Annotated in this window: 24 protein-coding genes; 9 read left to right on the top strand and 15 right to left on the bottom strand. The window is 72.4% G+C overall.

The annotated features are described in order from the left end of the window. Window positions 1-8 precede the first annotated feature (8 nt). Together ABZT74_RS07970 and ABZT74_RS07965 are read left to right on the top strand one after the other, a co-directional pair. Window positions 9-857 (top strand): ANTAR domain-containing protein, encoded by an 849-nt coding sequence (locus ABZT74_RS07970; RefSeq protein ID WP_356433738.1) that lies wholly within the window; start codon window positions 9-11, stop codon window positions 855-857. A gap of 153 nt (window positions 858-1,010) precedes the next feature. Beyond that, window positions 1,011-1,751, top strand: coding sequence for an ANTAR domain-containing protein (locus ABZT74_RS07965; protein WP_356165804.1), 741 nt, complete (start codon window positions 1,011-1,013; stop codon window positions 1,749-1,751). An 87-nt stretch (window positions 1,752-1,838) separates the two neighbouring features. Here the strand turns inward: ABZT74_RS07965 and ABZT74_RS07960 are convergent, their stop codons facing one another. Further along, window positions 1,839-2,567 (bottom strand): DUF1269 domain-containing protein, encoded by a 729-nt coding sequence (locus tag ABZT74_RS07960; protein ID WP_356165802.1) that lies wholly within the window; start codon window positions 2,565-2,567, stop codon window positions 1,839-1,841. 274 nt (window positions 2,568-2,841) lie between these two features. On the opposite strand from ABZT74_RS07960, the gene ABZT74_RS07955 reads away from it, so the two are divergent. Beyond that, window positions 2,842-3,147, top strand: a complete 306-nt coding sequence (locus tag ABZT74_RS07955) for a hypothetical protein (protein ID WP_355870442.1) — start codon at window positions 2,842-2,844, stop codon at window positions 3,145-3,147. 37 nt (window positions 3,148-3,184) lie between these two features. Here the strand turns inward: ABZT74_RS07955 and ABZT74_RS07950 are convergent, their stop codons facing one another. From ABZT74_RS07950 to glnA, 3 genes are all read right to left on the bottom strand, one after another. Beyond that, window positions 3,185-3,769, bottom strand: a complete 585-nt coding sequence (locus ABZT74_RS07950; protein WP_356433737.1) for a hypothetical protein — start codon at window positions 3,767-3,769, stop codon at window positions 3,185-3,187. Between the two features lie 4 nt (window positions 3,770-3,773). Then, on the bottom strand, window positions 3,774-4,718 hold the full coding sequence (gene htpX / locus ABZT74_RS07945; protein ID WP_356165796.1) for a zinc metalloprotease HtpX: 945 nt from the start codon (window positions 4,716-4,718) through the stop codon (window positions 3,774-3,776). A gap of 220 nt (window positions 4,719-4,938) precedes the next feature. Further along, window positions 4,939-6,348 (bottom strand): type I glutamate--ammonia ligase, encoded by a 1,410-nt coding sequence (glnA, locus tag ABZT74_RS07940; RefSeq protein WP_355870449.1) that lies wholly within the window; start codon window positions 6,346-6,348, stop codon window positions 4,939-4,941. 199 nt (window positions 6,349-6,547) lie between these two features. On the opposite strand from glnA, the gene ABZT74_RS07935 reads away from it, so the two are divergent. Then, window positions 6,548-7,015, top strand: coding sequence for an RDD family protein (locus ABZT74_RS07935; RefSeq protein WP_355870451.1), 468 nt, complete (start codon window positions 6,548-6,550; stop codon window positions 7,013-7,015). 337 nt (window positions 7,016-7,352) lie between these two features. Here ABZT74_RS07935 and ABZT74_RS07930 read toward each other — a convergent pair whose 3' ends face one another. The 4 genes from ABZT74_RS07930 to lipB form a co-directional block, all read right to left on the bottom strand. Further along, window positions 7,353-8,051 (bottom strand): DUF4191 domain-containing protein, encoded by a 699-nt coding sequence (locus tag ABZT74_RS07930; RefSeq protein WP_355870454.1) that lies wholly within the window; start codon window positions 8,049-8,051, stop codon window positions 7,353-7,355. Window positions 8,052-8,132: 81 nt separating this feature from the next. Beyond that, entirely contained in the window at window positions 8,133-8,330 is a 198-nt protein-coding gene (locus ABZT74_RS07925; RefSeq protein ID WP_081216839.1) for a hypothetical protein, read from the bottom strand. Between the two features lie 304 nt (window positions 8,331-8,634). After that, window positions 8,635-9,600 carry a lipoyl synthase gene (gene lipA / locus ABZT74_RS07920; protein ID WP_355870456.1) on the bottom strand — a complete coding sequence of 322 codons (966 nt, stop codon included), beginning with the start codon at window positions 9,598-9,600 and terminating at the stop codon, window positions 8,635-8,637. Window positions 9,601-9,732: 132 nt separating this feature from the next. Further along, window positions 9,733-10,539, bottom strand: coding sequence for a lipoyl(octanoyl) transferase LipB (lipB, locus tag ABZT74_RS07915; RefSeq protein WP_355870459.1), 807 nt, complete (start codon window positions 10,537-10,539; stop codon window positions 9,733-9,735). Between the two features lie 328 nt (window positions 10,540-10,867). Here lipB and ABZT74_RS07910 point away from each other — a divergent pair, with 328 nt between their 5' ends. Then, the gene (locus ABZT74_RS07910) at window positions 10,868-12,340 is read left to right on the top strand and encodes a regulator (RefSeq protein WP_355870461.1); all 1,473 of its coding nucleotides are present in this window, start codon (window positions 10,868-10,870) and stop codon (window positions 12,338-12,340) included. A 99-nt stretch (window positions 12,341-12,439) separates the two neighbouring features. On the opposite strand, the gene ABZT74_RS07905 is transcribed toward ABZT74_RS07910, so the two are convergent. Beyond that, window positions 12,440-13,801 carry an NAD(P)/FAD-dependent oxidoreductase gene (locus ABZT74_RS07905; protein WP_356433736.1) on the bottom strand — a complete coding sequence of 454 codons (1,362 nt, stop codon included), beginning with the start codon at window positions 13,799-13,801 and terminating at the stop codon, window positions 12,440-12,442. A gap of 267 nt (window positions 13,802-14,068) precedes the next feature. Beyond that, the gene (locus tag ABZT74_RS07900; protein ID WP_356433735.1) at window positions 14,069-14,986 is read right to left on the bottom strand and encodes a TIGR01777 family oxidoreductase; all 918 of its coding nucleotides are present in this window, start codon (window positions 14,984-14,986) and stop codon (window positions 14,069-14,071) included. Window positions 14,987-15,058: 72 nt separating this feature from the next. Here ABZT74_RS07900 and ABZT74_RS07895 point away from each other — a divergent pair, with 72 nt between their 5' ends. Then, the gene (locus ABZT74_RS07895) at window positions 15,059-15,550 is read left to right on the top strand and encodes a GNAT family N-acetyltransferase (protein WP_355870468.1); all 492 of its coding nucleotides are present in this window, start codon (window positions 15,059-15,061) and stop codon (window positions 15,548-15,550) included. 84 nt (window positions 15,551-15,634) lie between these two features. Here the strand turns inward: ABZT74_RS07895 and ABZT74_RS07890 are convergent, their stop codons facing one another. After that, the gene (locus tag ABZT74_RS07890; protein WP_356165787.1) at window positions 15,635-16,300 is read right to left on the bottom strand and encodes a TetR family transcriptional regulator; all 666 of its coding nucleotides are present in this window, start codon (window positions 16,298-16,300) and stop codon (window positions 15,635-15,637) included. 159 nt (window positions 16,301-16,459) lie between these two features. On the opposite strand from ABZT74_RS07890, the gene ABZT74_RS07885 reads away from it, so the two are divergent. Continuing rightward, window positions 16,460-17,245, top strand: a complete 786-nt coding sequence (locus ABZT74_RS07885; protein WP_356165784.1) for an SDR family NAD(P)-dependent oxidoreductase — start codon at window positions 16,460-16,462, stop codon at window positions 17,243-17,245. A 75-nt stretch (window positions 17,246-17,320) separates the two neighbouring features. Here ABZT74_RS07885 and ABZT74_RS07880 read toward each other — a convergent pair whose 3' ends face one another. After that, entirely contained in the window at window positions 17,321-18,505 is a 1,185-nt protein-coding gene (locus ABZT74_RS07880) for a MarP family serine protease (RefSeq protein WP_355870476.1), read from the bottom strand. 389 nt (window positions 18,506-18,894) lie between these two features. Between ABZT74_RS07880 and ABZT74_RS07875 the strand changes: the two genes are divergently transcribed. Both ABZT74_RS07875 and ABZT74_RS07870 read left to right on the top strand, forming a co-directional pair. Then, complete coding sequence (locus ABZT74_RS07875; protein WP_356165781.1) at window positions 18,895-19,620, top strand: peptidoglycan recognition protein; 726 nt, start codon at window positions 18,895-18,897, stop codon at window positions 19,618-19,620. A gap of 319 nt (window positions 19,621-19,939) precedes the next feature. Continuing rightward, on the top strand, window positions 19,940-20,116 hold the full coding sequence (locus ABZT74_RS07870; RefSeq protein WP_356165778.1) for a hypothetical protein: 177 nt from the start codon (window positions 19,940-19,942) through the stop codon (window positions 20,114-20,116). Window positions 20,117-20,194: 78 nt separating this feature from the next. On the opposite strand, the gene ABZT74_RS07865 is transcribed toward ABZT74_RS07870, so the two are convergent. The 3 genes from ABZT74_RS07865 to aceE all read right to left on the bottom strand — a co-directional run bounded on the left by ABZT74_RS07865 (window position 20,195) and on the right by aceE (window position 24,692). Continuing rightward, window positions 20,195-20,716 carry a DUF4240 domain-containing protein gene (locus ABZT74_RS07865; RefSeq protein WP_355870727.1) on the bottom strand — a complete coding sequence of 174 codons (522 nt, stop codon included), beginning with the start codon at window positions 20,714-20,716 and terminating at the stop codon, window positions 20,195-20,197. A gap of 141 nt (window positions 20,717-20,857) precedes the next feature. Further along, window positions 20,858-21,829 carry a WYL domain-containing protein gene (locus ABZT74_RS07860; protein ID WP_356165775.1) on the bottom strand — a complete coding sequence of 324 codons (972 nt, stop codon included), beginning with the start codon at window positions 21,827-21,829 and terminating at the stop codon, window positions 20,858-20,860. Between the two features lie 154 nt (window positions 21,830-21,983). Beyond that, on the bottom strand, window positions 21,984-24,692 hold the full coding sequence (gene aceE, locus ABZT74_RS07855) for a pyruvate dehydrogenase (acetyl-transferring), homodimeric type (protein ID WP_356165772.1): 2,709 nt from the start codon (window positions 24,690-24,692) through the stop codon (window positions 21,984-21,986). Window positions 24,693-25,000: the final 308 nt, after the last annotated feature.

Raw genomic sequence — 25,000 nt, 5'->3', positions numbered from 1 at the left:
CTGAGGACATGGAGCCCCTGGGCGGTCGACCCGACCCGGTGGCGCGGGCCCTGCGCCACGCCGCCCAGGCCCGGGAGCGCGCTGAGCGCGAGCTGGGCGCCGCCGCACGCCAGGTGCGACTGGCAGAGCGCACGGGCATGGACCTGCACCACCGTCTCGCGCGCCTCCACCGTGACTCCGCGTCCTGCCAGCGCACGGCCGCCGAACTCCAGGAGGCCTACGCCCGGCTGCTCACCGGCTCCGCCGCCGACGGTCCGCCGGCCACCGCGCCCGGCTTCATGGCGTCCGTGGCCGAGGTCTGCGGCACCCGTGGCGCCGCCCTCAGCTACCTCGCCGCCGACCGGAGCCAGCTCGCGGTCGCCGCGTCCGACGAACCCGCCCGCGCCGCACAGGAGCTGGAGTTCCTGCTCGGTGAGGGACCGGCCACCGACGCGAGCGCGGCCGGCGCCGCGGTGCGCGCCGCCGGACCCGAGCTGCGCGAGCGCTGGCCGGTGTACGGGACGGCACTTCCCGAACTCGGCTTCGACGAGGTGGCCGCCGTGCCGCTGCGGCAGCACGACACCTGCGTCGGCTCCCTCACCGTCTTCGACCCGCGGCCGAGCTCGACGGGCTCCCTCACCGAGGTCGCGGACGCCCTCACCCGGACGATGGTGCTCGGCCCGCAGGCCGACCCCGGGCTGTACGGCGGGACGGACGTGCGCGCGGTGGTGCACCAGGCGGCGGGCATGGTGTCGGTCCACGCGGGCTGTGCCGTCGCGGACGCCCTCGAGCTCGTCAAGGCCCGTGCCTTCAGCGAGGGTCTGCCGGTTGACACCGTGGCCGAGCGGATCGTCGGGGGAGAGCTGCTCCTCGGATGACTCGGACGGACGGACACGGCGCGCGGACCGCGGACATCTCGGGCCCGCGCCCGGCACAGCCCGGGAACACGCGGCACCCGATCCCGCGGACCTGAAGAACCAGTAGCAGGAGAGAACCCCAGTGGCAGAGATCCGAGAGGTGGCAACGACCCCATGAGCACGCCCATGCCGCAGCAGCGGCTGGCCCACGCCTTCGTCGAGTTGGCCGGGCACGGGGTGACCGAGCCCGACGACCCGTCCGGGCTGCTCGCCACACTCGCCACGATCGGACCGCGCCTTCTCGGCAGCCACGGCGCCACCGTCATACACGTCCCCGACGACCACCTCCCGGTCCAGCTCGCCGGGACGGACCCCGACCTGGTGGACCTGGAATGGGAGGCGGTGGAGTGGGGCGAGGGGCCGGGGCACGACGCACGGCGGACCGGCCGCCCGGTGCCGGACAGCCTCCTGGACGCACCGCAGGCCCAGCAGGCCTGGCCGCGCTACGCCCCCCGCGCCGTACAGCTCGGCTGCCGTCGGGCCGTCGCCCTCCCGCTCTCCGCAGGGCCCGGCCGGGGTCTGACCCTGGGTGCCCTGGTCCTGCTCTACACCGGGCCCGACCCCCTCAGTGACGAGGTGCTGGCCCTCGCCCGGGCGTTCGCCGACGCGGCCGGCTACACGCTGGCGCGCGACCGCGAGATCCGCCAGAGCCGTGCCCTCGCCGACCAGCTCGGGCACGCCCTGAAGAGCCGGGTCGTCATCGAGCAGGCCAAGGGCGTGCTCGCGGCCCGCCGGAAAGTGTCGGTCGACGAGGCGTTCGCCGTCCTGCGCGCCCACGCGCGGTCGCAGCAGCGGCGACTCGCCGAGGTGGCCCGGGACGTGGTCGACGGACGGCTGGACCTCGGAACCGACTGACCGTCCCGGACGCCGGCGGGCGCACACACCGCCGCCCGGCCCCTGACAGCGGGCCGGGCGGAGAAGGCGGGGCGGGCCCGCCGGGCCTCAGGAGGAGACCGGTGCGCCGCTCATCGCCGACCCGGGCGGGGCGGGCGGAGCGGGCTTCGGCGGGCCGGGCTTCGGCGGGGCGGGCTTGGGCGGCGTCCCGTCGCCTCCGGACTCCGACCGCACGGTGCCGCTCTTCGACGGCGCCGCCGTACCACCGGACGGGGACGAACCACCGGTCGCCGGCCGGGCCGCGGCCGTGCTGCCCGCTCCCGGTGCCGGGGCGCTGTCCGACTGCTTCGACCGCGCCGCCGCGACGGCGTCGCGCAGCGCGTCCTCCTGCTCCTGGCTCAGCGAGGTCTGCACCAACTGGCCGCCGAACTCCGCGATCTGAGGGATCACCTTGTCCCCGGCCGCCTGCTTCACCAGGACGAACAGCGCGGCGGCGCCGGGCCGCAGATTCTGGCTCAGGTCCTTCATGAACCGGTCGTCGACCCCGGTGTCCGTGATCGCGCCGCCCGCCGCTCCGGCCGCCGCTCCCACCGCCGCGCCCAGCAGCGGCGCCAGGAACAGCAGTCCGATGACACCGCCCCACAAGGCGCCGCCCGCCGCGCCCACGGCCGTGTGGCTGACCGCCTGATGCAGCTTGATCCGGCCGTCCTCGTGCCGCTCGACGACAACCGCGTCCTCCAACTCGACGAGATGCTGCTTCGACAGCTCGAACAGCTTGTCGCGCACCTGGTCGGCGGTGGCCACGTCGTCGTAGGCGACGACGAACAGATTGCTCATGAGGGGAACCCCTTATGTCGATTTCGTTCGACTTTATAGTCATATCGCACAAGGTGCAGTCGGGAGAAATCCAGATGCGTCCGGGCAGCCACGCTCCCTACGCTGAAGGTGCGTTCACGTACGACACGGCACCGCTTTCCGCCGTACGGGCATCAGTTCGCGGACGTGGGGCTACTCTCTACGCACCGACGGACGGCTGCCTTCCCCAGCGCCCCGCCGGCCCATCCAGAAAGCCGTCAAGGCCCTTTCATCCACGCATCCAAGGAGTCCCGTCATGGGCACCTTGATCTTTTCCGCGACCGCGATCCTGGTCGTCATGGGTTTCACCAACCACACGCTCTGGCTCGCTGCGGTGGCGGTCCTCTTCCTGTACGTCCGTTACGGCCGGACCGGGGGAAACACGTCCGCCGCGTCCTCCCCGGGCACCCCGGGAACTCCGGGTCCCGCCGCCGGCGCCTCCGGTGCCCGGCCCGACTCCAGCTACCGGGCCTACCGCGACCGGCGCGACCGTCAGGCCAGGTGGGAGCGCCGCTACCGGCGCGAACGTCCCCTGGAGTCACGCCGCCAGGAACGCAAGTAGCTCCGCCCACGCCCCGGGGCCACGCGGTCCCGGGGCGTCACAGCCCCGGCGCACCCCAGATCGGGAACCAGCGGCCGAGGTCCTCCTCGACCCGCAGGTCGCTCGCGAGCACCGCCTTGATCTGGAGCTCCAGCGCGTTGTCGCGCCGTTCGCCCGCTCCGGCGAGCGGCGCGAAGGGGTAGAAGGTCCCGCGCTTGTACAGATAGACGAGGCCCAGGTGGCGCTGCCCGCTGTCCTGGAACGCCGCCACGGAGCAGAGCAGTTGCGGCCCGAAGCCGGTGCTCTCCAGGGCGCTGTTGACCGCGTGCAGATCACTCACCAGCGCGGGGAGGTCGTCGGGGGTCCGGCGGGAGACCAGCCACGAGTACCCGTACTCGTCCCGGCCGACCTCCACCGGTGGTCCCGACCGCTCGGCGTCCGCGTCGAGCAGGGCCTGCGCCTCCCGGTGGGCCTCGGCGAAGGCCGCGCCCTCCACGGACGCGAAGCACACCGCGCCGGTGCCGGTCGGGGTGAAACCGGCCGCCGCCTCCAGGGTCACCGCGGCCGACGGCAGCCCGAAGAGCCGGTCGAGGTCCGGAGCGACGGGCTTGCTCCGGCCGAGCAGGATGTCCAGGAACCCCATGCGGTCAGACGGCCTCTCCGGGAGTCGGGGCGATCGCGTCCGGCACCGCGGGCTCGCCCAGCTCGACGGAGATGCGGGCCAGTTGTTCGAGCCTCTGTTCGAGACTGGGGTGGGTGGAGAAGAGGTTGGCGATGCCGGGCTCCCGGCCGAACGCCGGGGTGAAGTAGAAGGCGTTGAAGGCCTGGGCCGTACGCAGGTCCTTCGTGGGGATGCGGCCGATGTCCCCGGTGACCTTGGTCAGGGCCGACGCGAGCGCCGAGGGGCGACCGGTGAGCAGGGCCGCGGCCCGGTCGGCGGCCAGCTCGCGGTACCGGGACAGCGCCCTGATCAGCAGGAAGCTGAGGGCGTACACGGCCGCGGACACCGCCATCACCGCCATGAAGATCGCCACGGTGTTCTGGTCCTTGCGGCCCCGCCCGCCGAAGAGCTGCGAGTAGAACGCGAACCGCACGATGAGACCGGCGAGCACACCGAGGAAGGACGCCACGGTGATCACGGCGACGTCCTTGTGCGCCACGTGCGACAGCTCGTGCGCGAGGACGCCCTCCAGTTCGTCGGGCTCCAGCCGCCGCAGCAGACCCGTGGTCACGCAGAGCACCGCGTGGTCGGCGTTGCGCCCGGTGGCGAACGCGTTCGGCATGTCGATGTCCGACACGGCGACGAGCGGCTTGGGCATGTCGGCCACCGCGCACAGCCGGTCGACCACCCCGTGCAGCTGCGGATACTCCTCACGCTCCACGATCCGCCCGTGCATGGCGTACAGCGCGATCCGGTCGGAGAACCAGTACTGCGCGATCAGCACCCCGGCCGCGATCACCACGACCAGCACCCACGACTTCAGCAGCACGATCAGCGCGGCGACGAACGCCACGTACAGCAGTCCGAGCAGGAACAGCGTGACCGTCATCCTCACGGTCAGCCGCCGATCGTTCCGGAAACGGCTCTGCATCTCGCATCACCCCGCAGCTCAGGCACTCGCCCCGCTGTCCATTGTGCTCCCGTCACCCCCCATGAACAGGTGCCGATACCCCCCGCACCGGGCAAAGAACTCCCCTGTCAAGAGCCACTTACTTACGCCGCTCCGACACCCGCACCGGCCCGGGCAGCACGACGGCCGTGCCCCTCCCGGAGGAAGGACACGGCCGGTGGTGTCGCTGGTGGGGCGAGGTCTACACGTCGAAGTAGAGCTCGAACTCGTGCGGGTGCGGACGCAGCTGCAGCGGGGCGATCTCGTTCGTGCGCTTGTAGTCGATCCACGTCTCGATCAGGTCGGACGTGAAGACGTCGCCGGCGAGCAGGAACTCGTGGTCGGCCTCGAGGCGGTCGAGGACGGCCGGGAGCGAGGTCGGCACCTGGGCGACGCCCGCGTGCTCCTCGGGAGCCAGCTCGTACAGGTCCTTGTCGATCGGCTCGGCCGGCTCGATCTTGTTCTTGACGCCGTCCAGGCCGGCCATGAGCAGGGCCGAGAACGCGAGGTACGGGTTGCCGGAGGAGTCGGGCGCGCGGAACTCGACGCGCTTGGCCTTCGGGTTGGAGCCCGTGATCGGGATACGCATGGCCGCGGAGCGGTTGCGCTGCGAGTACACCAGGTTGACCGGGGCCTCGAAGCCGGGGACCAGACGGTGGTACGAGTTCACCGTCGGGTTGGTGAACGCCAGCAGCGACGGGGCGTGCTTGAGGATGCCGCCGATGTAGTAGCGGGCCATGTCCGACAGGCCCGCGTATCCGGCCTCGTCGTAGAACAGCGGGGAGCCGCCGCTCCACAGCGACTGGTGGACGTGCATGCCCGAGCCGTTGTCACCGAAGATCGGCTTCGGCATGAAGGTCGCGGTCTTGCCGTTGCGCCAGGCGACGTTCTTCACGATGTACTTGAAGAGCTGGAGGTCGTCGGCCGCGGCGAGCAGCGTGTTGAACTTGTAGTTGATCTCGGCCTGGCCGGCGGTGCCCACCTCGTGGTGCTGGCGCTCGACCTGGAGGCCGGACGCGGCCAGCTCCAGCGAGATCTCCGCACGCAGGTCGGCGAAGTGGTCGACCGGCGGGGTCGGGAAGTAGCCGCCCTTGTAGCGGACCTTGTAACCGCGGTTGTCCTCGACCGCACCGGTGTTCCAGGCGCCCGCCTCGGAGTCGATGTGGTAGAAGGACTCGTTCTCGGCGGTCTTGAAGCGCACGCTGTCGAAGACGTAGAACTCGGCCTCGGGACCGAAGTACGCCGTGTCGGCGATACCGGTCGACGCGAGGTAGGCCTCGGCCTTCTTGGCCACGTTGCGCGGGTCACGGGAGTACTGCTCGCCCGTGATCGGGTCGTGGATGAAGAAGTTGATGTTGACCGTCTTGTCGCGGCGGAAGGGGTCGACGCGCGCGGTGGACAGGTCGGCGCGGAGCGCCATGTCGGACTCGTGGATGGCCTGGAAGCCGCGGATGGAGGAGCCGTCGAACGCGAGCTCCTCGGCCGGGTCGAAGGCCTCGGCCGGGATCGTGAAGTGCTGCATCACACCCGGCAGGTCACAGAAGCGGACATCGACGAACTTGACGTCCTCGTCCGCGATGTACTTCTTGGCCTCGTCGGCGTTCTGGAACATCCAGCTCCTCCTACTCCCGCCCACTGTGGACCGGGGTGGTAGTTCGTTCGTGCGGCCAGTGCGGTGGCACACGCTGGAGCCGACCATAGGGACGGGGGATTTCTCAAGCGTGACCCATTTGTTTCGCCCAAGTTAACCGACCCGGGCCCGTACGGCCCCTCCTGTCCACAGGCCAAAACGGGCACAGTACCGTGGACACGTGGACAACAGGCAAGCAATCGGATCGTGGCTCTCCGGACCCCGCGCGGCCGCCGAGGACGCCGGTGTCGACTTCGGATACCGCGGCGAACAGCTCGGACTGCCGGAGCAGGGACCGGGCTCGATCGCCCGCCCCGGCCGCCGGCTCGGCGCCCTCGTCGTCGACTGGGGCCTGTGCCTCCTGATCGCATACGGGCTGCTCACCCATGGCTACGACCAGGCCACGGGCAACTGGGCCCTCCTCGTCTTCTTCGTCCTCGGCCTGCTCACGGTCGGTACGCTCGGCTTCACGCCGGGCAAGCGCCTGTTCGGCCTGCGTGTCGTCCCCGAGGGCGGCGGCCGGCTGAACCCGCTGCGCGTCCTGCTGCGCACCGCGCTCCTGTGCGTGGCCGTCCCGGCGCTGATCTGGGACCGCGACGGCCGCGGCCTGCACGACCGGCTGGCCCGCACGATCGAGGTCCGCGCCTGACGCGCACGGCGCCGACCCGCCGGCCGCTGCATGAGCCCGGCCGCCGTGGGCTGCCGCGTTCCCGTCACGGACGACCGGTCCCGACCGCCCCCTGACCGCCCGCGGTCCTTCCCGACCGGTCCTTGTCTGTCCGTGGTCCTTCCCGACCGGTCCCTGTCCGCTCGCACCGGAAGGTCGCGCGTGAGTGACCCCGCCCGCTCGGGAAGTGAGCGATCTCTCTCCGCCGGGCGGCCCGCAGCGGCATCCCGGAGCACGGCGCACACGACGCACGAACGCCGATGGGGCGCCCGGAGAAGTCTCCGGGCGCCCCATCGGCGTTCTGGTTCCGAGAGGAGCGTCAGCGGCCCTTGCCGCCGCGCGGCATCCGCATGCCCTTGGGCATCGGGCCCTTCGGCAGCGGCATGTTGCTCATGAGGTCGCCCATCGCGCGCAGCCGGTCGTTGGTCGCGGTGACCTGCGGGCCGGTGAGGACGCGCGGCAGCTTGAGCATCGTCGTACGGAGCTTCTTCAGCTCCACCGTGTTCTCGCCCGTGCCCACGAGGATGTCGTGCACCGGAACGTCCGAGACGATCCGCGCCATCTTCTTCTTCTCGGCGGCCAGCAGGCTCTTCACCCGGTTCGGGTTGCCCTCGGCGACCAGCACGATGCCGGCCTTGCCGACCGCGCGGTGCACCACGTCCTGGCTGCGGTTCATCGCCACCGCCGGAGTCGTGGTCCAGCCTCGGCCGATGTTGTCGAGCACCGCCGCGGCTGCGCCGGGCTGCCCTTCCATCTGCCCGAAGGCGGCCCGCTCGGCCCTGCGCCCGAAGACGATCGCCGTCGCGAGGAAGGCGAGCAGGAGCCCGAGGATGCCGAGATAGACCGGGTGGCCGATCAAGAAGCCGATCGCGAGGATGACACCGAAGGTGACAATTCCGACAGCCGCGAGTACAAGACCGATCACCGAATCGGCCTTGCGGGTCATCTTGTACGTCTGGACGATCTGCTTGAGTCGCCCGGGGTTCGCAGCGTCCGCTGCGGGTTCCTTCCTCGCCATGCCAGGAAGTCTACGTGGCCCGGGAAGCGCCTTCGACGGCAGTACCGGGCGAGCGGGTCCGTTGGGTCCCGGCGCCGGGGGTCAGGGGCGCGTGAGAACGGATTCCAGCACGAGCTGTGCCTCGACCCGGTCCTTCGCGCGGCGCCGGTCCTCCAGGACGGAGGTCCACGCGTTGCGGCGGGCGGTGCGCTGACCACTGCTCATGAGCAGCGACTCGACGGCACGGAGTGCATCGGTGAACGACGGGATCGCGGTGGCGCGAACGGGCGCGGCCTGCATGGTGGAGGTCCCCCCTCGGGATAGGCGGCTCGAGCGGAACGGTACGGGGTGTAGGACAAGGGTCACTGATTGGTGTTACCAGGGCGTGACCGACCGGTCAAACACCAATGAAACCTTGATGCCCGGGGTCGTATTTCCGGCGCCTTCGCGCTGGCGTCTCCAACTGCGCGAATGGCCGCGACGGCCGTGAACGGGCCGGTGTGAACGGTGAGTTGGCTGTGCGCGGACTCACACGAAGGCGGTGGCACTCAGTGCCACCGCCTTCGTTTCGCAAAATATCGCGAGCGCTTCCCGTTCGGCGTAATCAGACCGCCTGGGAGGCGACGTAGGCGCCGCGCTTCTCGACGGCCATCTGGTAAAGCCGGCCGGCGCGGTACGAGGAACGGACCAGCGGACCCGACATGACGCCGGAGAAACCGATCTCCTCGGCCTCCTCCTTCAGCTCCACGAACTCGTGCGGCTTGACCCAGCGCTCCACGGGGTGGTGGCGCACGGTGGGCCGCAGGTACTGCGTGATCGTGATGAGCTCGCAGCCCGCGTCGTGCAGTTGCTGGAGCGCCTCGCTGACCTCCTCGCGGGTCTCGCCCATGCCGAGGATCAGGTTCGACTTCGTGACCAGACCGTAGTCACGGGCCTCGGTGATGACCTTGAGCGAGCGCTCGTAGCGGAAGCCCGGGCGGATGCGCTTGAAGATCCGCGGGACGGTCTCGACGTTGTGCGCGAACACCTCGGGGCGCGAGGAGAAGACCTCGGCGAGCTGCTCGGGCTCGGCGTTGAAGTCCGGGGCCAGCAGCTCGACCTTGGTGCGGCCGGTCCCGCGGTCCGCGGTCTGGGCGTGGATCTGGCGGACCGTCTCGGCGTACAGCCAGGCGCCGCCGTCCTCCAGGTCGTCGCGGGCGACGCCGGTGATGGTGGCGTAGTTCAGGTCCATCGTGACGACGGACTCGCCCACACGGCGCGGCTCGTCACGGTCCAGCGCCTCGGGCTTGCCCGTGTCGATCTGGCAGAAGTCGCAGCGCCGCGTGCACTGGTCACCGCCGATCAGGAAGGTGGCCTCGCGGTCTTCCCAGCACTCGTAGATGTTGGGGCAGCCCGCCTCCTGGCAGACGGTGTGCAGGCCCTCGCTCTTCACGAGCGCCTGCATCTTCGTGTACTCGGGGCCCATTTTCGCCCGGGTCTTGATCCACTCGGGCTTGCGCTCGATGGGGGTCTGGCTGTTCCGGACCTCCAGGCGCAGCATCTTGCGTCCGTCGGGTGCGACTGCGGACACATCGGCTCCCTGTAGCTTCGATTCTTCGGCGTACACCAGGGTACGCCCGTGCGGTTCTCGGCCCCCGGGGTGGGCAACCTTCGGGAACAGGGGTCCATTCCCGTACGGCCGCCCCCGGGCGGGGGCGGGTCTCTAGGCCGGCGTCCGTTCCACGGTCCGCGGCTGCAGCTCGGCGTTCTCCAGGACGTCCCGCAGGTGCCGCTCGGCCACCGGGAGGACCTCGGCGATGGTCACGTCGCGGCCGAGTTCGCCCGCGAGGGAGGCGACGCCCGCGTCGCGGATGCCGCACGGGATGATCCGGTCGAACCAGGCGTTGTCCGGGTTCACGTTCAGCGCGAAGCCGTGCATGGTGACGCCCTTGGCGACGCGGATGCCGATCGCGGCGATCTTGCGGTCCTCGCGTCGCTGGCCGGCGTTGGAGGGCGCGTACTCCGGGCCGTTGAGCCGGGGGTCGAACTCCTCGTCCTGGAGCCTCGGGTCGAAGTCCAGGGAGAGGCCGCCGAGCGCCGGGCGCTGTTCGGCGGGGTCCTTGGCGTCGCCGAGGATCCACACACCGCTGCGGCCCTCGACCCGGCTGGTCTCCAGCCCGAACTCGGCACACGTACGGATAAGGGCGTCTTCCAGCCGGCGCACGTGTGCTACGACGTCCACCGGGCGGGGGAGTTTCTGGATGGGGTAGCCGACGAGCTGGCCCGGGCCGTGCCAGGTGATCTTGCCGCCGCGGTCCACGTCGATGACCGGCGTGCCGTCCAGGGGCCGCTCGTTGTCCGCCGTGCGCCGGCCCGCCGTGTAGACCGGCGGGTGCTCCAGGAGCAGACAGGTGTCGGGGATCTCGTCCAGGAACCGCGCGGCGTGCACGCGGCGCTGCTCGTCCCACGCCTCCTGGTACTCGACGGCCTCGTCGCCGAATCCCATGCGGACGAACCGCAACTCACTCACGGCAAGCGCCTCCCTCGAAGCTTCCCGGGGCGGTGGTGGCCCCGTGCGCGGCACGCGGAAGAACCTTTCGTCAGGTCCGTCGGCGCCCACGCCACTGTACGTCCGGCCGAAACGCGTCAGCCCGACGGTCAATCCTCACACGATCGGATGAATGAATGTCGAAGTGTGCGATGACGTGCTCACGCTCCGCTACATTCGCGCCGTTCACGAGGCCATAAGGGCTGCTCACAGGCAATCCGGGCACCAGGCGGCCTCGGGGCGGCCCGAGCACGCTCCACGCCGCCCCGAGGCCCCTTGGTGACCCGAAAGGCAGGAGACCGCACCGCAGATGACGGAACGACCCGCGCAGCGCACTCCCAACCGCCAGCTCGCCGCGCTCATCGCAGAAGCGGGGTTCTCCAACGCAGGTCTCGCCCGTCGCGTGGACCAGCTCGGTCTGGAACACGGACTCGACCTCAGATACGACAAGACATCGGTGACGCGGTGGCTGCGGGGACAGCAGCCCCGCGGGACCACGCCCGCGCTCATCGCCGAGGTCTTCACCCGCCGCCTCGGCCGGCGCCTGACCGCGCAGGACCTCGGACTCGACGCCTGCGCGCCCGTCTACGCCGGGCTGGAGTTCGCCGCCTCCCCGGAGGAGGCCGTCGACATCGTCAGCGGCCTGTGGCGCAAGGACTCGGGCAGTCACGCCGAACTCCGCAAGATCGCCTTCACCCCGGCCGGACTCGTCGTCCCCAGCCGGGACTGGCTGATCGGCCGGGCCGACGACCGCGTCGCCCACGGCGACCAGCCCTCCCGGGTGCCTCCCCAGGGCCGCCCGGCGATCCCCCGGCTCACCGCGCCGCCCGAACCGGGCGTCCCCCCGGCCCGGCGCGCCCGCACCGAGCGCGGTCCCGGGCAGCGGGTCACAGGAGGGGACATCGCCGCCCTCCGCTCGGTCGGCGAGCTCTTCCGCGCCCTCGACCATGCATACGGCGGCGGCCACGCCCGGCAGGCACTGGTGCGCTACCTGGAGCACGAGACCGAACCGATGCTGCGCGGCGCGTACGGCGAGCAGACCGGCCGGCACCTGTTCGCCGCCGCCTCCGACCTCACCCGGCTCGCCGGCTGGACCTCGTACGACATCGGCGCGCACGGGCTCGCCCAGCGGTACTTCGTCCAGGCGCTGCGGCTCGCGCAGGCCGCGGGTGACCGGGTGTACGGCGCGTACGTCCTCATCACGATGAGCCGGCAGGCGGTCTACCTCGGGCACGGGCGGGAGGCCGTGCAGCTCGCCCGGGTCGCCCAGCAGGGACTCGGTTCGTCGGGACCGCACCTGGTGCAGGCGCTGCTGCACGCCGTCGAGGCACGGGGGCACGGTGTGCTCGGCGAGGTGCGGGCCTGCACGGCCTCGCTGGTCCGGGCCGAACGGGCGCTGGAGGCGTCCCGGTCCGGCGACGAGGTCCCGCACTGGGCCCGCTTCTTCGACGAGGCGCAGCTCGCCGACGAGTTCGGGCACTGCCACCGGGACCTCCAGCAGTTCCGGGCCGCCGCGCAGCACGCCGAGCGCTCCCTGCAACTGCGCGCGCCCGGGTACGCCCGCAGCCGGCTGTTCTGCCGGGTGGTGCTCGCCTCGGCCCGGCTCGGGCTCGGTGAGCTCGACCAGGCCTGTCTGCTGGGCGCGGAGGCGGCCGGTCAGGCGGCGGAGATGCGCTCGGCGCGGGCCGTCGAGTACGTACGGGACTTCGAGAAGCGGCTCGAACCGTACAAGGACGCGGCGCCCGTGCGCGGATACCGGGACAAGGTGTCCACGCTGAGCTGAGCCAGGGGGACCGCGGCGGTCGTCCCCGGTCTCCGGCCTGGGGTGCCGGAGACCGGGAAGCTCGCCGTGCCCCGCCGCGCACTCCCGGGGCGGGGAGGGTCAGGCGGCCGCGGATTCCAGTTGTTCCGCCGACGGGACCGGGCGGACGTCCAGGTCCCTCAGGAGGGCGTGGGCGGCCCGCCGGGCCGAGTGCAGCGCGCCCTGGACGGTGCTGGTGTCCCGGTGGTCGCCGCACACGTACAGGCCCGCCAGCAGCCGCACCGGGCGCCGCGCGTCGTGCGGGGGAGGCATCGCCGGGACCGCCTCGGGTTCGTGGTGGACCGCCAGCAGTTCCCAGCGGGACGTCGACGTCCCGTAGAGGCGGGCCAGTTGGGCGCGGACCGTCGCGTCCAGGTGGGCCGCGCCGGGCGGGGTGCCGAGCACGGTCGAGGAGACCAGGGCGCGGCCCGCCGGGGCCCGCGTCGGGTCGACCTGGCTGACGACCGCCGTGTGGGCCACCGGACCGCTCCGGTCGGCGTCCAGCAGGAGGGCCGGGTCGGTGAGCGGAGGCTCGTCCATGGTGTGGTGCAGGACGGTCACCGGATGGAAGGCGGGGACGTGCAGCCCCGGCAGGAAGTCCGCGGCGGCCCGCGCGCCGGTCGCCAGCAGGACGGACCGGCAGCGGATCTCGCCGTGCTCCCGCGTCGACACGGTGGTCGTGGAGACGGCGGTGACCTCGACGTTCGTGTGCACGGTGCCCGGCGGCAGGCCGGCCGCGAGCAGTTCCGGGAGCGCGTCCGCCCCGCCCTCGGGCAGGCACAGCCGGCCCGTGGCGAAGGAGTGCAGGGCGAGGTCCGCGCACCGGCTGGACGTCCCGAGCTCCGGGTCGCAGAGCAGGGCGGCCAGGAGGGGGCGCAGAAAGCCGTCGACCGTACGGGCCGGCAGGCCCCGGGCGGTCAGCGAACGGGCCGCTGTGAGGTCGGGGCGCGCGAGGAGCCGCTCCGGCTCGGTGGCGGCGAGCCGCCCGAGGGCCATCGCCAGACGGGACTGGTCCAGCGCGCCGCCGAGCGGTCCGGGCCGGGAGGTGCCGCGTGCCGGACGGGCCAGCTGCAGCCGGGGGGCGCTCGCGAGGGCGCGTGCGGTGGTGAGTGCGCCCCTTGCGCTCCGCGGCGAGCCGGGTGCGACGGCCCGGTGGTGGTGGCCGTCGCTGTGCAGGAGCACGCCGGGCGAGAACGGCCGCAGGGCCAGGGCGTCCAGTCCCGGGGTGTGGCGCAGTTCCGGGTAGGAGGTGGACAGGAGCCGGCCGAGCCGGTCAAGCCGGAAGCCGTCGACTTTCTCCGTGGACATCCGGCCGCCCACTTGGGGGGCGGCCTCCAGGACGACGGTCCTCAGCCCCGCCCCGGTCAGATGTCGTGCGGCCGCGAGACCGGCGACACCGGCTCCCACCACCACGACATCCGCATCTTCTGCGTCTTCCGCCATCGCCGCCCTGTGCGCGGCTTGGCGTGCGGGCTCTAGCACGTGCCCCTCCTCGAGGTTGCGCGGCCGGTGGGGACGTCATGCCCCCAACAGGCGTCAGAAATACCCGAGTTCGGATCGAGGGTGCGAGGCCCGCGCCCCCGGCGGAAGCCGCGCGGCAGCCGTGCACGGGGGCACGGGGGGTGCATGTGCGCGCCGGGGGGAGGCCGATCGGCCCGGTGGAGCGGCCGGGTGGGGGCGCGCCCGGCGTGAGCGCTCCCCCTTCCCGGCTCAGCCCAGAGCGGCCCGCAGTGTTCCGTCGATCGACGGGAACGCGAACGTGAAGCCCGACTCCAGGAGTCGGGTCGGCAGCACGCGCTGGCTGCCCAGGATCTCCCCGGACATCTCGCCGAGGGCGAGGCGCATGAGCGGAGCGGGCGTGGCCAGCAGGGCCGGGCGGTGCAGGACCCTGCCCATGGCCTCGGTGATCTCCCGGTTGGTGAGCGGGTCGGGTGCCGTCAGGTTCACCGGCCCGGACACCGACTCCGTGTCCATGAGGTGCCGGATCGCGGCCACCTCGTCGTGCAGGGCGATGAAGCTCCAGTACTGGCGGCCGTCGCCCAGCCGGCCGCCGAGGCCCGCCTTGAACAGCGGGAACAGTTTCGCCCAGGCCCCGCCCGCCCGGGACACCACGAGCCCGGTCCGGGGCAGCACCGTGCGCACTCCGGCCTCCCGCGCGGGAGCCGTCGCCTCCTCCCACTCCACGCACACCGAGGAGAGGAACCCCTCGCCGGGCGGCGCCGACTCGTCGACCGCGCGGCTGCCCGTGTCCCCGTAGAAACCGATCGCGCTGCCGTTCACGAAGACCCGCGGCGGCTCGTCGAGCGAGGCGACCGCCTCGGCGAGCGTCGCGGTACCGAGCACCCGGCTGTCCCGGATCTGCTTCTTGTAGGCCTGGGTCCACGGCCGTGAAGCGACCCCGGCGCCGGCCAGGTTGACCACGGCGGCGCACCCGAGGAGCCCGGCCGCGTCGATCCGCTGCCGCTGCGGGTCCCAGCGCACCTCGTCCGTGGAACGGGGGGAGTGACGCACGAGCCGGACCACGTCGTGTCCGTCCGCCCTCAGGGAGCGCGCGAGTTCGGAGCCGATGAGGCCGGACGCGCCGGCGATCGCGATACGGGAACCCGGGGGGAGGGGGGAGTCGCTCATGGGTCCATCCTGCCCGGAAGGCGGCGGAAATCCCGGAACGGACCTCCGTACGGCCGCCGTACAGTGATCGGCATGGCAGCCGCACCGCACATACGTACCGCCACCCTCGACGACGAGGACACGCTCGGCAGGCTCGACCGTGACACCTGGTCGACGCTGCACGCCGTCATGGCGCGGCCCCAGCCGCCGTACGAGCCGTTCTACAGCGAGCGGTTCGGCCCCCGGGACCATCTCGTCGCCGAACTCGACGGCCGGGTCGTCGGGTACATCCGGCTGGGCTTCCCGACCCCGCTCGCCTGCAACGCGCACGTCCGGCAGATCCTCGGACTCGCCGTCGCCGACGAGGCGCGCGGTGCCGGGGTGGGCCGCGCGCTGCTGCGGGCCGTGTGCGAGGAGGCCCGCGGTCAGGGCGCCCGGCGCATCACGCTGCGGGTGCTCGGCCACAACGCCCCGGCCCGCGGCCTGTACGCGTCCGAGGGCTTCGTCGTCGAAGGAGTCCTGCGGGAGGAGTTCCTGCTGGACGGGGTCTACGTGGACGACGTCCTCATGGGCCGGTCCCTCTGACCGACGCGCGTCCCTCCGGTCGGACCGCGCGCGCCGACCTGCTCCCTTCCCGGCCGGGCGCGCCGAAGACCCCGCGCGCGTCCGTCAGTTCCCGCCCGCGGTGAGCGACGGGCGCGTCCCGCCCAGGAGATGACGCAGACAGCGGACCGCCAGCTCGGCGGGGGAGCCCGGGCCGTCGGCCGCGGCGTCCGTGGCCGCCCAGGTCTCCAGGGCGACCCGGACGGCGTCGGTGGCCGCCGCGGCGGCGAGCCGGACCTCCAGCGGGTCGGCGCCGGCGCCCGAGAGCCGGGCCACCACCGGGATCAGCCGCTCCTCCGACTCCTGGTTCACCCGGTACCAGACGGCCCGCAGCGCCGCGTCGTCGACAGCCGCGCGCAGCAGCGCCCGCGTCTGCTCCAGCCCGTCCACCGCGCGCGCGTCCGGCGCGGACAACGCCTCGACCGTCGCCCGCTCCAGCGCCTCGGGCAGCGCCGTGCCCGGCTCGGCCGCCGCGAGCACGGCGCGCCAGCGGTCGCCGCCCGACGCGAGCAACGGGCCCACGGCGTCCTGCTTGTTGCGGAAGTAGCGGTAGAAGGTGCGCAGGGCCACCCCGGCGCGGCGGGCGATGTCCTCGGCCGTGGTGCCGTCCGGACCGAACTCCGTGAAGAGCTCCGCCGCCGCGCGGGCGATGTCGAGCTGGGTCGCGGCCTTGCGCCGTTCGGTCAGCGAGGGGGCGGGGGGTTCGGGGGCCGGGGACGGCTGGCTGCTCACGGGCACAGCGTACGCCGCGAACGTGGCGAGGGGCACATTTCGCCGTGATGGCAAAACGTGCCACATCGACGTACTGTGCAGGACGTAACGCCGTATCACCGCATTGCCGCGGCCGGTGCCGGGAGAGCCGGCGGCGGCCCGAGGACCGGGAGACCCACCATGAACCGATACGAAGGACGCCGTGCGCTCGTCACCGGAGGCGGCTCCGGCATAGGCCAGGCCACCGTGGAGCGCATGCTGGCCGAGGGCGGACACGTCGTCGCCGCGGATGTGAGCGAGGCGGGTCTCGCCGACACCGTGGCCAGGGCGGGCGCCCACGTCGGGCGGCTGACCACCGTCGTCGTGGACATCGCCGACGAGGCATCCGTACGGGCCGCCGTCGCCGAGGCCGTACGCGTCCTCGGCGGTCTGGACGTGCTCGTCAACGCCGCCGGGATCCTGCGCTCCGCGCACACCCACACGATGCCGCTGGCCGACTTCAACCAGGTCATCGCCGTCAACCTGACCGGCACGTTCCTGATGATCCGTGAGGCGCTGCCGCACCTGACGGCCGGACAGGACCCCGCCGTCGTCAACTTCAGCTCGACCTCGGCGGCGTTCGCCCACCCCTACATGGCGGCGTACGCGGCCTCCAAGGGCGGCATCCAGTCCATGACGCACGCCCTGGCGAGCGAGTACGGCAAGCAGGGCGTGCGCTTCACCGCCGTGCAGCCCGGCTCGATCTCCTCGGGCATGACCGACGGCTCGGGCGCCAGCCGGCGGAGCGTCGGCCCCGGACTTCCGGCCGACGCCGACCTGAGCCTGTTCACCAAACTGGCGCCGGCCCTCGGCGAGGGCTTCGCGGGCCCCGAGGCGGTCGCCGGTGTCGTCGCCATGCTCGCCTCGCGGGACGGCCGGTTCATCACGGGCACCGAGGTGCGCGTCGACGGCGGCACCCACTTCTGAGCCGCCGGTCCCCCGGCGCCGGGGAGCAGCGGGGCCCGGGTGGGAACCGGCGCCGGGGTCGGGCCCCAGCCGGGGTCAGGACGTGACCAGGTCGCCCGTGTCGACGCGGGCCGTGGCGTGCGTCGCCTTGCGGGCGTCGCCCGCCACCTCGTGCGCCGTCAGCACGTACCCCGTCTCGCTGTCCGAGGTCGACCGGGCGAAGACCACGCCGTACACCTTGCCGTCGGTGGTCAGCAGGGGGCCGCCGGAGTTGCCCGGGCGGACCGTCGAGCGGATCGAGTAGATCTCGCGCGTCACCGTGCCGGAGTTGTAGATGTTCTGGCCCGTCGCGTTGATCCGGCTCGCCACCGTGGCCGCCTGGAGGTCGAGGCCGCCGTCCTGCGGATAGCCCGCGACCACCGCGGAGTCGCCGCGTGAGGCCACCCCGTCGAAGTGCAGCACGGGGGCCCGCAGACCCGGCACGTACAGCACGGCGACGTCCTTCTGCGGGTCGAACAGCACCACGCGCGCCGGATAGGGCCGGCTGACCCCGCCCACCCGGACCGTCGGCCGGTCGATGCCCGCCACCACGTGGGCGTTGGTCATCACACGCTGCGCGGAGTACACGAAACCGCTGCCCTCGCGGCCCTGGTTGCCCGAGACGCCCTCGACCTTCACCGTGCTCAGCTTCGCGGCGTTCGTCGCCGACGGCGTCACGCTGTCGCCGGAGGGGCGCGCGACACCCGCCGTCGGTTCGTTCTCGAAGGGGTTGAAGACCTGCGGGAAGCCCGCCTCCGTCAGCGCCGAGGTGGCGCGCGAGAACCACGTCGGCGTCGTCTCCGGCATCGTCTTCTGCACGGCGCCCAGCAGTGCCGAGTTGCGGATCGACTGCGTCACCACCGGTGACGAGGAAGCGCCCAGCACGCTCGCGGCCACCCAGGCCACCAGCAGCACCGCCAGGGTGTTCGCCGCGGCCCCGCCGATCCCGTCCGCCACCCGCAGCGGTCCCCGGTCCAGCTCCCGCCGCAGCTTCAGGGCCAGCCGCCCGGCCAGCTCGTGACCCACCACCGCCGGCACCAGCACCGTGAGCACCGCCGTGACCGTCGCCGCCGGGGTGCCCGCCGTGACCAGCTCCATCATCCAGGGCAGCACCCACACGCCGATCACGGCGCCGCCCACGAAGCCTGCCAGCGAGACACAGCCGGCGACCAGGCCACGGCGGTACCCGGACGCCGCGTAGGCCAGGATGACCAGCATCAGCAGGAGGTCGAGCACGTCCACGGAGCCGCCTTTCTCTGGGGCCCCTTAGTACGCGCCGGGCGGGCCCATTGATCAGCCACGCGCGTGTGGTGCCGCGGAAACGACCACACACCCGTGGACCTGTAAAAACGTCCCGGACACGCCCGATGGTTCCACCGGGTGGCACACCACACATCGCGGCCCGCGCGGATCCGGGTCAGGGTGGGTCCATGCGTGTCTTCGGGAAGACTCGGGGGCCTCGAATACGGAACGGGCGGCGAGAACCCCGCCCCGTCGGCCACGGACGCCCGGAACACCGGGCGAACGGGGCCCGAATACCATCGGGGCGCGAGCCCCGGCCCCCCGGACCGTGGAGTCCGCGCCGCCCCTGGGCGGCGCTGCCGAAACCGGCCCTCGTCCTGCTGGCCTGCGTGCCGGGCCTCCTCGCCGTCACGGCGCTCGTGACCTGCGCGGCGGGCGTGGACCGCACCGCGACCCGCGCCGCCGTCCCGCCACCGGTGACGGCCCGCGCGGCGGCGGAACGCCCTGTCGAGCGGCCACCGATCGTGCCGCGGTCGAAGTGGCTCGGTTCCGCGAGCCCGCACCAGCAGCCACCGCCCCGCTACGACGACCGCGTCGTCGCGGTCTTCGTCCACCACACCGACTCGCCGAACGGCTACGACTGCGCCGACGTGCCCCGCATCATCGGCGACCTCTACGCGGGCCAGACCGGCGCCAAGCAGTGGGACGACATCGGCTACAACTTCCTCGTCGACCGCTGCGGCACGATCTACGAGGGCCGCGCGGGCGGCGTCGACCGGCCCGTCACCGGGGCCCACGCCCAGGGCTTCAACCACCGCACCGCGGGGATCGCCGCGATCGGCACCTTCACGGCGGGCACCCCGGTGCCGAAGGCCATGACCGACGCCATCGCCCGCCTCGCCGCCTGGAAACTCGGTCTCAGCGGCGTCGACCCGCGGGGCACCGTCCGCCTCACCTCCAGCAACAGCCTCAGCCGCTACGCCAAGGGCAGCACCGCCGTCCTGCCCACCATCGCCGGGCACAACGACGGTTTCGAGACGAGCTGCCCCGGCGCCGCCCTCACCGCCCGCCTCCCCGAGATCCGCGCCGAGGCCGCCAGATACCAGGGCCGCTGACCACCCCGCCGCCGACCCGCGCCCCGTCCCGCGGCCTCGTCCCGTACGCGCCCGCCCGACCGGTCACAGGCACGCCGCAGGCCGTTCACAGGCTCCCCACCGCCGAGCGGCGCAGCATCGTCGTACGCACTGACCGGAGGTGGGGATCATGAGGATCAGTCGGCCGGAGAACCCAGGGCACCCGGCGGCCCCGGCTCACCCGCCTCACGTCGGACACCCGCGCCGCGCCCGGCGTGAGGCGCGCACCGGGTGCCGGGGGAGGAGCGGGAGCCCGGAACGGGCGGAGGCGCCTGAGCGGGCGGCCGGCTGGACGAAGGCCGTGCGGGGCCCCTGGGTGGTGGCCTGCGCGGTGGCGACGGTCCTCCTCGGCCCGGCGGCGGTCACGGCCTCGGCGCTGGACCGGGCCAACGCGGCCCCGCTGCGGCACGCCGTGCGGGTCGAGCAGCCGCGGACCTACCTGCCCGCCGACCTCGCCCGCCGCCGCACGACGGCCTGATGCCGCGGCCGGCGGGCGCGGCACACAGGAAGGAGGACCCGGACAGAAACCCGGGTCCTCCTTCGGGCAGGTCCGCCGTCAACTCTCGCGGAACCGCTCCCACAGCTTCGGGTAACGCTCCGCGACGAGGGACTCGGTCTCGAAGTCGAGCGGGGTGCCCGCGGGCTCGGAGGCAGCGGCCGGAATGCCGAGATCCGGAGCCACGGCTCCGGTCAGCTGCTCATAGGCCTCGTCCGCCGCGTACCCGAGCTCCTCACCGTCGCCGTCGATCTCCTCGTCGAAGTCGTCCAGCAGCTCGGCGAGCGTGTCGGGGTCGTGCATCGCGCCCTCGAAGACCTCCCGGCCCTGGCCGATAAGCCAACACCGGAAGAAGTCGAAGGCGTCGTCGCTGGCCCCGTCGAGCAGCACCCACGCGGCACCCCACAGGTCCCAGCGGTAGGCGCGGTTGTAGCGGGACTCGAAGTGCCGGGCGAAGTCCAGCACCGAGTCCGGATCCAGCTGGACGAGCCGCTCGACCAGCAGGTCGGCCTGTTCCTCGGGGTCTCCCTCGGCAGTCTCGCGGGTCGAATCCACCAGCTGCCAGAACTCCGTCTCGTCCATCACGGGTCAAGCATCGGGCCTGCGCGGGAGCGACGCACGCGGAGTGGCGCAGATTGTTATGCGTGCACATGCCGAAGGTAAAACCGCCGGGTTCGTACGGATTTCAAGCGGCGTGCGGCCACGGCCCTCCACGGACCGCGATCACCGGTAGAGCGCGGCAGACCGGGCGGCGTCCTCGGCGCAGCGCTCCCGCAGCGACGCGGGGGCCAGCACCTCCACCTCCGGTCCCAGTCCGCGCAGCTGGGCGCGGGCGACGTCCTCCGACTCCATGAGCAGCGTGAGGCCCACCCAGCCCCGCCCGTCGGGCACCCCGGACGCGCCCAGCGCCTCCTTCGCGGTCGCCGGATCCAGCACGTACGGCAGCCGGCGGACGCCGTCCGGGGACAGTCGTACGGCGATCTCGGCGCGCAGGATGGACCGGGCGAACTCCTCGGCCCGCTCCGCCCAGAACCCCGGCAGGTCGAACCCGTCCTCCCGCCGGAACCGCTCCGCGCCGGGTTCGACGGCGGTGAACCGGTCGATCCGGTACACCCGGAAGGCCTCCGTCCCGGACACACGTGCGCAGAGGTACCACAGGCCCGCCTTGAGGACGAGACCGTACGGGTCGAGCGTCCGCTCCACCTCCGAGGCGTCCCGCCGGTACCGCGTGACGATCGGACGGTCGTCCCACACCGCGTCCGCGACCGACGGCAGCAGCTCGGGCGTCTGCGGTTCGCTGAACCAGGCGGGCGCGTCCAGATGGAAACGCTGCGCAGCCGTCCGCGAGGCGTCCCGCACGGAGGGCTGCAGCGCCGCCGACACCTTCAGCCTCGCCGCCGACGCCGTGTCCTCCAGGCCCATCTCGCGCAGCGCCCCCGGCACCCCGCTCAGGAACAGTGCCTCCGCCTCGCTGCGCGCCAGCCCCGTGAGTCGGGTGCGGTAGCCCCCGACCAGGCGGTAACCGCCGGCCCGGCCACGGTCCGCGTACACCGGGACGCCCGCCTCGGACAGCGCCTGCGCGTCCCGCGTGATGGTGCGCTCGGACACCTCCAGCTCCCGCGCCAGCTCGGCGGCGGTCATCGACGCCCTGGTCTGGAGCAGCAGCACCATCTTGATCAGACGAGCAGCACGCATGCGTTCATGATGCCGGGCCCCACTGACAACGAGGGGACGGACCGCTGACACCCCGGCCACGGCGGAACGCCGATGAGGGGCACGGCGAACGCCGTGCCCCTCATCGAATCGTCCTGACTGCTGCTGTGCCTACCGCCGCTGTCGCGGCCGAGGCCTACAGGCCGTAGCGCTCCCGGGCCTCCTTGACCGCGGACGCCTTGACCTCACCGCGGCGGGCGAGCTGCGCCAGCGCCGCGACGACGATCGACTCGGCGTCGACACCGAAGTGACGGCGGGCCGCCGCGCGGGTGTCGGAGAGACCGAAGCCGTCGGCACCGAGCGAGGAGTAGTCCTGCTCGACCCACTGCGCGATCTGGTCCGGGACCTGGCGCATGTAGTCGGAGACCGCGAGGACCGGGCCCTCGGCGCCCTGCAGCGCCTGACGGACGAACGGCACCCGCTCCTCGCCGCGCAGCAGCGCCGCGTCGGCCTCCAGCGCGTCACGGCGCAGCTCGGTCCAGGAGGTCGCGGACCACACGTCGGCGGCCACACCCCACTCCTCGGCGAGCAGCTTCTGCGCCGCGAGCGTCCAGTGGATCGCCGTGCCGGAGCCGAGCAGCTGGATACGCGGGGCGTTCGCGGCGGCCACGTTCACACCGGCCGACTCCGCCGTGTTGAAGCGGTACAGGCCCTTGAGGATGCCCTCGTCGACACCGGCCGGCTTGGCGGGCTGCGGCATCGGCTCGTTGTAGACGGTCAGGTAGTAGAAGACGTTCGCGTCCTCGCCCGGGGCCGCCTCGCCGTACATCCGGCGCAGACCGTCCTTGACGATCGCCGCGATCTCGTAGGCGAACGCGGGGTCGTAGGACAGCGCGGCCGGGTTGGTGGCGGCGATGACGGGGGAGTGGCCGTCGGCGTGCTGGAGGCCCTCACCGGTCAGCGTCGTCCGGCCGGCGGTGGCGCCGACCAGGAAGCCGCGGCCGAGCTGGTCGCCGAGCTGCCACATCTGGTCGGCCGTGCGCTGCCAGCCGAACATCGAGTAGAAGATGTAGAACGGGATCATCGCTTCGCCGTGCGTGGCGTACGCGGTGGACGCGGCGATGAAGTCGGCCATCGAACCGGCCTCGGTGATCCCCTCGTTGAGGATCTGGCCGTTCTTGGCCTCCTTGTAGTACATCAGCTGGTCGCGGTCGACCGGCTCGTACGTCTGGCCCTTGGGCGAGTAGATGCCGAGCGACGGGAAGAGCGACTCCATACCGAAGGTACGGGCCTCGTCGGGGACGATCGGCACCCAGCGCTTGCCGGTCTCCTTGTCGCGGACCAGGTCCTTGACGAGGCGGACGAACGCCATGGTCGTCGCCAGGTTCTGCGTGCCGGAGCCCTTGTCGAAGGACGCGAACGTCTTGTCGGCGGCGGCGGGCAGCGGGGCCAGCGGGTGCGTGCGGCGGGCCGGGGCCGGACCGCCGAGGGCGGCGCGCCGCTCCTGGAGGTAGCGGACCTCGGGGGCGTCGGCGCCCGGGTGGCCGTAGGGGACCACGCCGTCGACGAACTGGCTGTCGGAGATGGGCAGTTCGAGCAGGTCACGCATCTGCTTGAACTCGTCCGTCGACAGCTTCTTCATCTGGTGGTTGGCGTTCTTCGACGCGAAGCCCTCGCCGAGGGTGTGGCCCTTGACCGTCTGGGCCAGGATCACGGTCGGCGCGCCCTTGTGCTCGACGGCGGCCCGGTACGCGGCGTAGACCTTGCGGGCCTCGTGGCCACCGCGCGAGAGGTGGAAGCACTCGAGGATCTTGTCGTCGCTCAGCAGCTTCGCCATCTCGACGAGCGCCGGGTCGGCGCCGAAGAAGTCCTGGCGGATGTAGGCGGCGTCGCGGGTCTGGTACGTCTGCACCTGCGCGTCGGGTACCTGGCGCAGGCGGCGGACGAGCGCGCCCGTGGTGTCGAGCCGGAACAGCTCGTCCCAGGCGTTGCCCCACAGCGACTTCACGACGTTCCAGCCGGCGCCGCGGAACTGGGCCTCCAGCTCCTGCACGATCTTGAAGTTCGCGCGCACAGGGCCGTCGAGGCGCTGGAGGTTGCAGTTGATGACGAAGGTCAGGTTGTCGAGACCCTCGCGGGCGGCGAGTGCGAGTGCCGCGGTCGACTCCGGCTCGTCCATCTCGCCGTCACCGAGGAACGCCCACACGTGGGACGCCGAGACGTCCTTGATGCCGCGGTTGGTGAGGTAGCGGTTGAAGCGGGCCTGGTAGATCGCCGACAGCGGGCCGAGGCCCATGGAGACGGTCGGGAACTCCCACAGCCAGGGCAGCCGGCGCGGGTGCGGGTACGACGGGAGGCCGTTGCCGCCCGACTCCTGGCGGAAGTTGTCGAGCTGCTGCTCGTTCAGCCGTCCGTCGAGGAAGGCGCGGGCGTAGATGCCGGGGGAGGCGTGGCCCTGGATGTAGAGCTGGTCGCCGGATCCGGGGGACTCCTGCGACTCCTTGCCCTTGAAGAAGTGGTTGAAGCCCGTCTCGTAGAGCCAGGCCGCGGAGGCGAAGGTGGCGATGTGGCCGCCGACGCCGTGCTTCGCGCCGCGGGAGACCATCGCGGCCGCGTTCCAGCGGTTCCATGCGGTGATCCGGGACTCCATCGCCTCGTCGCCGTCCACGGTGGGCTCGGCGGAGGTCGGGATGGAGTTGACGTAGTCGGTCTCGAGCAGCTTGGGCAGCGCGAGGCCGTTGCCCTCGGCACGCTCCAGGGTGCGGCGCATCAGGTACGCGGCACGGTGCGGCCCGGCCGCCTGGGTGACGGCGTCCAGGGAGGCCTGCCATTCGGCGGTCTCCTCGGGGTCGCGGTCCGGGAGCTGGTCGAGCTCGCTCGGCTGGATAGCGGTGGGGTCGGTCATTGCGCCGCCTTCCGGATGCGGAGGGGGGTTCCCTCATCGGCAAGGGGTTTTCGGGGGTGCCCTTGGTCTTTGGCAGGACAGGGCGGCGGGCTCGGGTGGGAGCCCGTCGGTGACTGTAACTCCCTGATCGATGATCGATCAAAGGGTTCCGGGAGAAAACCTCTTCAGATCGGAAAAGTCGGCACGGCGTGCCTCGCCCTCAGGCACGCGGTGCCGTGGAAACCGGGGATTCCCGCAGGTGAGGGCACGCTTGAGCGCGGGTGTGCTCCACTGTGCCGTGGGGCGGCAGCGGGCGGCACCGGACGGCA

It is taken from the genome of Streptomyces sp. NPDC005302 (genome assembly GCF_040607345.1).
Lineage (GTDB): Bacteria > Actinomycetota > Actinomycetes > Streptomycetales > Streptomycetaceae > Streptomyces.
The sequence above is the reverse complement of the archived record's forward strand: the minus strand, read 5'-3'. Positions and strand labels throughout refer to the sequence as shown.

Coding starts and splice junctions, on each gene's coding strand:
- ABZT74_RS07885 (WP_356165784.1), top strand. CDS start 16,460: ATGAACCGATACGAAGGACGCCGTGCGCTCGTCACCGGAGGCGGCTCC.
- ABZT74_RS07970 (WP_356433738.1), top strand. CDS start 9: ATGGAGCCCCTGGGCGGTCGACCCGACCCGGTGGCGCGGGCCCTGCGC.
- ABZT74_RS07930 (WP_355870454.1), bottom strand. CDS start 8,051: ATGGCGAGGAAGGAACCCGCAGCGGACGCTGCGAACCCCGGGCGACTC.
- ABZT74_RS07895 (WP_355870468.1), top strand. CDS start 15,059: ATGGCAGCCGCACCGCACATACGTACCGCCACCCTCGACGACGAGGAC.
- ABZT74_RS07965 (WP_356165804.1), top strand. CDS start 1,011: ATGAGCACGCCCATGCCGCAGCAGCGGCTGGCCCACGCCTTCGTCGAG.
- ABZT74_RS07960 (WP_356165802.1), bottom strand. CDS start 2,567: ATGAGCAATCTGTTCGTCGTCGCCTACGACGACGTGGCCACCGCCGAC.
- ABZT74_RS07910 (WP_355870461.1), top strand. CDS start 10,868: ATGACGGAACGACCCGCGCAGCGCACTCCCAACCGCCAGCTCGCCGCG.
- ABZT74_RS07955 (WP_355870442.1), top strand. CDS start 2,842: ATGGGCACCTTGATCTTTTCCGCGACCGCGATCCTGGTCGTCATGGGT.
- ABZT74_RS07905 (WP_356433736.1), bottom strand. CDS start 13,801: ATGGCGGAAGACGCAGAAGATGCGGATGTCGTGGTGGTGGGAGCCGGT.
- glnA (WP_355870449.1), bottom strand. CDS start 6,348: ATGTTCCAGAACGCCGACGAGGCCAAGAAGTACATCGCGGACGAGGAC.
- ABZT74_RS07860 (WP_356165775.1), bottom strand. CDS start 21,829: ATGCGTGCTGCTCGTCTGATCAAGATGGTGCTGCTGCTCCAGACCAGG.
- ABZT74_RS07865 (WP_355870727.1), bottom strand. CDS start 20,716: ATGGACGAGACGGAGTTCTGGCAGCTGGTGGATTCGACCCGCGAGACT.
- aceE (WP_356165772.1), bottom strand. CDS start 24,692: ATGACCGACCCCACCGCTATCCAGCCGAGCGAGCTCGACCAGCTCCCG.
- ABZT74_RS07900 (WP_356433735.1), bottom strand. CDS start 14,986: ATGAGCGACTCCCCCCTCCCCCCGGGTTCCCGTATCGCGATCGCCGGC.
- ABZT74_RS07950 (WP_356433737.1), bottom strand. CDS start 3,769: ATGGGGTTCCTGGACATCCTGCTCGGCCGGAGCAAGCCCGTCGCTCCG.
- ABZT74_RS07925 (WP_081216839.1), bottom strand. CDS start 8,330: ATGCAGGCCGCGCCCGTTCGCGCCACCGCGATCCCGTCGTTCACCGAT.
- htpX (WP_356165796.1), bottom strand. CDS start 4,718: ATGCAGAGCCGTTTCCGGAACGATCGGCGGCTGACCGTGAGGATGACG.